The following is a 5,097-nucleotide window of genomic DNA, read 5'->3' as shown; positions in this document are numbered from 1 at the left end:
GGTCCCGCGCCGGCCCCGCGGCGCGACGAGGGCGCCGAGCGCGAAGGCGACGCCGAGTGCGAAGGTCGTGCGGCCCGACGCCACGTTGCACCACAGCGCCAGCGAGAGCAGGACCGCCGGGGCCAGCGGGCGGCTGATTCCGGTGCGCACCACCAGGACCGCGCCGAGCCAGGCCGCCGCCAGCCCCGACAGGACCGTCACGGGCCGCACCCCCAACTCGGCCATCAGATAAGGCGAGATGAGGGAGTAGTTGGCGGTGTGCATGCCGCCGTACCAGAACAGGTTGTACGCGGACGCCCCGTGGTCGGCGGCGAACCGGGCCCAGGCCTGCTGGGCCGCCAGGTCGCCGCCGCCCGTCGCCAGGAACAGCGCCCACACCGCGTACAGGGGGAGTGTGGGCGCCGTGGCGAGCAGGGCCACGCGGTGGTGTCCGGCCAGGGTGGGGCGGCGGCGCGCCATGGGCAGGTCGACCGTGGCCACGGGTACCGGCTCCGTTCCGTTGCGAGTCGTGGACGTGGGCGTGGGCGTGGGGCATGCTCCACGGACGAAGACGCGTAACGCAACGGAAATGTTCACTCAGTGGTGAAGACCGGTGCACTTCCGGCCGAAGTTCACCGGTCGGTGGCGGCTCACTCCGCTGCCGTGGACACCTGCAGTTCCTTGACCCCGTTCAGCCATGCCGCGCGCAGCCGGCGCGGGTCGCCGACGAGGCGCAGGCCGGGCATCGCGTCGGCGATCGCGTTGAAGATGAGGTCGATCTCCAGGATGGCGAGGGACTTGCCGAGGCAGAAGTGCGGTCCGCCGCCGCCGAAACCGAGGTGCGGGTTCGGATCGCGGGTGATGTCGAAGGAGTCGGGGTCGTCGAAGACCTCGGGGTCGTGGTTGGCCGAGGAGTAGAAGATGCCGACGCGGTCGCCCGCCTTGATCTTCTGGCCGCCGAGCTCGGTGTCCTGGGTGGCGGTGCGCTGGAAGGAGACGACCGGCGTCGCCCAGCGCACGATCTCCTCCGCGGTGGTGCCCGGTCGCTCGCGCTTGTAGCGCTCCCACTGGTCCGGGTGCGTGAGGAAGGCGTGCATGCCGTGCGTGATCGCGTTGCGCGTCGTCTCGTTCCCGGCGACCGCGAGCAGGATCACGAAGAAGCCGAACTCGTCCGAGGACAGGTTGCCCTCGTCCTCCGCCGCCACCAACTGGCTGACGATGTCCTTCGCGGGGCACTGCTTGCGCTCGGCGGCGAGATTCATCGCGTACCCGACGATCTCCATGGCCGCCTCGGCGCCGATCTCCTCCGTGATCGCGTACTCGGGATCGTCGTACGCCACCATTTTGTTGGACCAGTCGAAGACCTTGGAGCGGTCCTTCTGCTCCACGCCGATGAGTTCGGCGATGGCTTGAAGCGGTAGTTCGACCGCGACGTTCTCGACGAAGTCGAACGAGCCGTCTGGGCCCGCCTGTTGCAGCGCCGTCGCGACGATGTCGCGGGCCCGCCGGCGCAGCACGTCCTCCAGCGAGCGGATGGCGCGCGGGGTGAAGCCGCGCTGCACGATCTGGCGCACGCGGGTGTGCTCCGGCGGGTCCATGTTCAGCATGATCAGCTTCTGGACCTCGATCTGGTCGCGCTGGATCGAGGAGTTGAAGCGGATCACCGCGGTGTTCGTGTTCGACGAGTACAGCTCGGGATGCGTCGAGACGAACTTGACGTCCGCGTGCCGGGTCACGGCCCAGTAGCCCTCGTCGTCATAGCCGGTGATGCCGCGTTCCTGCGGAATCCAGCGGACCGGTTCGCTCTGCCGCAGCTGGGCGAACTCCGGGTAGGGCACGCGGTCTTGGAGCAGATCGGGGTCGGTGAAGTCGAACCCGTCGGGCAGCGCGGGGCACGGCATGGGTCACTCCCGGTAGGTCATCCCTTGTGTTCCTGTGTTCCGACAGTCATGCGGTGGTTCTTCGGTGGCGCTTCGGTGGTTCTGCGGTCGTGCGATGGGGTCCTGACGGACTGTCAGGTCTGGCTGGAAAGGTAATAACGCGTTCTAGAAGTGGCAAGGGGCGCGGGTGTGTCGGTTCCGTGCGCGGTGCTTGCACGACCCTTGCGTACCAGGGGTAAGCACATCGAGACTGCACGGAGAACTGGTACGCGTTCTAGTTTCGCGTGCGGGGCTTATGCCCGATCTGATCCTGCTGGTCCGGGAAGCGTGAGAGGACGACCGTCATGGCAGCCGAGCCCGTCATCGTCGAAGCCGTACGTACGCCGATCGGCAAGCGCGGGGGTGCGCTGGCCAATCTCCATCCCGCCTACCTGCTGGGCGAGACGTACCGCGAACTGCTCGGCCGTACCGGCATCCACGCCGACTGCGTCGAGCAGATCGTCGGCGGTACGGTCACGCACGCGGGCGAGCAGTCCATGAATCCGGCCCGCACCGCGTGGCTGACCATGGGACTGCCCTACGAGACCGCGGCCACCACCGTGGACTGTCAGTGCGGGTCGTCCCAGCAGGCCTCGCACATGACCGCCAACATGATCGCGGCCGGCGTCATCGACGTCGGCATCTCGTGCGGCGTCGAGGCCATGTCGCGGGTGCCGCTGGGCTCGGGGTCCAAGCACGGGCCGGGCAAGCCGTTCCCCGAGGAGTGGAACGTCGACCTGCCCAACCAGTTCGAGGCGGCCGAACGGATCGCGCGGCGCCGGGAGCTGACCCGGGAGAACGTCGACTCGCTCGGCCTGATCTCGCAGGAGCGCGCCGCCACCGCCTGGGCCGAGGAGCGCTTCAAGCGCGAGACGTTCGCCGTGCAGGTCCCCACCACCGAGGCGGAGCAGTCCGCCGGCCACGGGATGTGGCGGCTCGTGGACCGCGACGAGGGGCTGCGCGACACGACGATGGAGGGCCTGGCCGGGCTGAAGCCCGTCATGCCGACCGCCGTGCACACCGCGGGGAACTCCTCGCAGATATCCGACGGCGCCTGCGCCATCATGTGGGCCTCGAAGCGGATGGCGCGGGCCCTCAAGCTGAAGCCGCGGGCACGGATCGTGGCCCAGGCGCTGGTGGGCTCCGACCCGCACTTCCACCTGGACGGGCCGGTGGACGCGACCCGGGCCGTCCTGGGCAAGGCCGGGATGTCGCTGAAGGACATCGACCTGGTGGAGATCAACGAGGCCTTCGCGTCCGTGGTGCTGAGCTGGGCGCAGGTCTTCGAGCAGGACCTGGAGAAGGTGAACGTGAACGGCGGCGCCATCGCGCTGGGGCACCCCGTCGGCGCCACCGGCGCCCGGCTCATCACCACCGCGCTGCACGAACTGGAGCGCCGCGACAAGGAGTTCGCGCTCATCACCATGTGCGCGGGCGGCGCGCTCGCCACGGGGACCATCATCCAGCGGCTGTAGCGCATGCCGCGGCCCCGGTGCCGGCGTCAGGGCCGGTGCCGGGGCCCTCAGCGGTCGTCGAACGTGGGCCGGGCCTCGAAAGCGGCCCGGCGCGTGGCGCGGCGCAGGGCGTTCAGGACGGCGCCGCCGACGGTCAGGGTGAGGACGACGGTGAGCGCCGCGCGGCCCAGGTCCCAGCCGAGGGACGTGGTCATGCAGTAGGCGAGGAAGCGGGCCAGGTTGTCGGCGAGCGACGAGTCCGGCTGGTACGCGACGGAGGACGCCAGGGCGTTCATGAACGGCCAGCCCGCCAGGTTCATGAGCGTGCCGTACGCGAACGCGGCGAGGAAGCCGTAGACGGCGAGCATCACGCGCTCGGGCAGACCGCGCAGGGTGTGCGGGGCGGGGAGCAGGCCCGCGGCCATCGTGAACCAGCCCATGGACAGCATCTGGAACGGCATCCAGGGGCCGACCCCGCCGGTCAGCAGGGCGGAGGCGAACATGCTGAGCGAGCCGAGGACGAAGCCGAAGCCCGGCCCGAGGACGCGGCCGCTGAGCACCATGAGGAAGAACATCGGCTCGATGCCTGCCGTGCCCGCGCCGAGCGGACGCAGCGCGGCCCCGGCGGCGGCCAGGACGCCCAGCATCGCGACCGCCTTGGGCCCCATGCCCGACTCGGAGATCGTCGCGGCGACGACGGCCACGAGGAGGACGAGGAGCCCGGCGAAGAGCCAGGGCGCGTCCTGCGCGTGCGCGTTCACCTCGGAGCCGGGGCCGGTGATCAGCGGCCAGCCGATGGCGACGACGCCCACGGCGCTGACCAGGAGCAGGGCGACGACGGAGCGGGGGCCCAGACGGACCGGCCGCACCTGACGGTCCCGCCCGTCGTGGCGGTCCTTCCTGTCGCGACCCGGACGGGCAGGCACGCCTCCGGCGCGCCGCGGGTCCGTGGGCTCGTCCGTCATGAGAGGGCCTGCCTCACCTGGCTGACCGTGAGCCATTGCTGCGGCGCCAGGATCTTCGCCACCTGGGGGGCGAAGGAGGGGGAGGACGTGACGATCTCCGGGGTCGGCCCGTCCGCCACGACCTCGCCGTCCGCGAGGATCGCCACCCGGTGCGTGAGCTCCGCCGCCAGTTCGACGTCGTGCGTCGCCATGACGATCGCGTGGCCCTCGGCCGCCAGGGTGCGCAGGATCGTGACCAGGCGGGTCTTCGCCGCGTAGTCCAGGCCCCGGGTCGGCTCGTCCAGGAGGAGGAGCGGGGGCGCCGCCGTCAGGACGATCGCCAGGGCGAGCGTGAGGCGCTGGCCCTCGGAGAGGTCCCGGGGGTGCGTGCCGTCGGCGATGCCGGGCAGGAGTTGCGACAGCAGGGCGCGGCAGGTGCCGGGCGCTGCCTTCGCGTCCTTGTCGGCCGCCGCGCATTCGGCTGCCACGGTGTCCGCGCAGAGCAGGTCCCGCGGCTCCTGCGGGACCAGCCCCACCTTGCGGATGAGGTCGTGGGGCGTGGCGCGGTGGGGGACGAGCCCGCCCGTCTCCACCGTTCCGCTCGTGGGCCTGACCATGCCGACGAGGGCGGACAGCAGGGTCGACTTCCCCGCTCCGTTGCGTCCCATGAGGGCGACGATCTCGCCGGGGGCGACCTGGAGGTCGACGTGGCGAAGGGCTTCCACGCGCCCACGCCGCACCCCGAGCTTCCGGACGACGGCGAGGTCGGTGCCGCCGGGGGCGCGGGGCTGCGCCACCTGC

General features: G+C 71.1%; 4 protein-coding genes and 1 pseudogene. 1 reads left to right on the top strand and 4 read right to left on the bottom strand.

The features are described from left to right. Both G3I40_RS24965 and G3I40_RS24960 read right to left on the bottom strand, forming a co-directional pair. Window positions 1–459, bottom strand: a pseudogene (locus G3I40_RS24965) (hypothetical protein); the annotation flags it as partial. Between the two features lie 170 nt (window positions 460–629). Next, complete coding sequence (locus G3I40_RS24960; RefSeq protein WP_164304364.1) at window positions 630–1,880, bottom strand: cytochrome P450; 1,251 nt, start codon at window positions 1,878–1,880, stop codon at window positions 630–632. Window positions 1,881–2,203: 323 nt separating this feature from the next. On the opposite strand from G3I40_RS24960, the gene G3I40_RS24955 reads away from it, so the two are divergent. Further along, complete coding sequence (locus G3I40_RS24955; RefSeq protein WP_164304363.1) at window positions 2,204–3,373, top strand: steroid 3-ketoacyl-CoA thiolase; 1,170 nt, start codon at window positions 2,204–2,206, stop codon at window positions 3,371–3,373. A 47-nt stretch (window positions 3,374–3,420) separates the two neighbouring features. Here the strand turns inward: G3I40_RS24955 and G3I40_RS24950 are convergent, their stop codons facing one another. Further along, a complete protein-coding gene (locus tag G3I40_RS24950) occupies window positions 3,421–4,317 on the bottom strand; it encodes an ECF transporter S component (protein ID WP_239091926.1) in 897 nt (298 codons plus the stop codon). Continuing rightward, window positions 4,314–5,097: ATP-binding cassette domain-containing protein (locus G3I40_RS24945; protein ID WP_164304362.1), on the bottom strand; the 784-nt coding region annotated here is incomplete at its 5' end. The genes G3I40_RS24945 and G3I40_RS24950, both read right to left, overlap by 4 nt.

This window comes from Streptomyces sp. SID14478, assembly GCF_010548525.1.
Taxonomy (GTDB): Bacteria; Actinomycetota; Actinomycetes; order Streptomycetales; family Streptomycetaceae; genus Streptomyces.
This window is presented reverse-complemented; position numbering and strand designations above follow the sequence as displayed.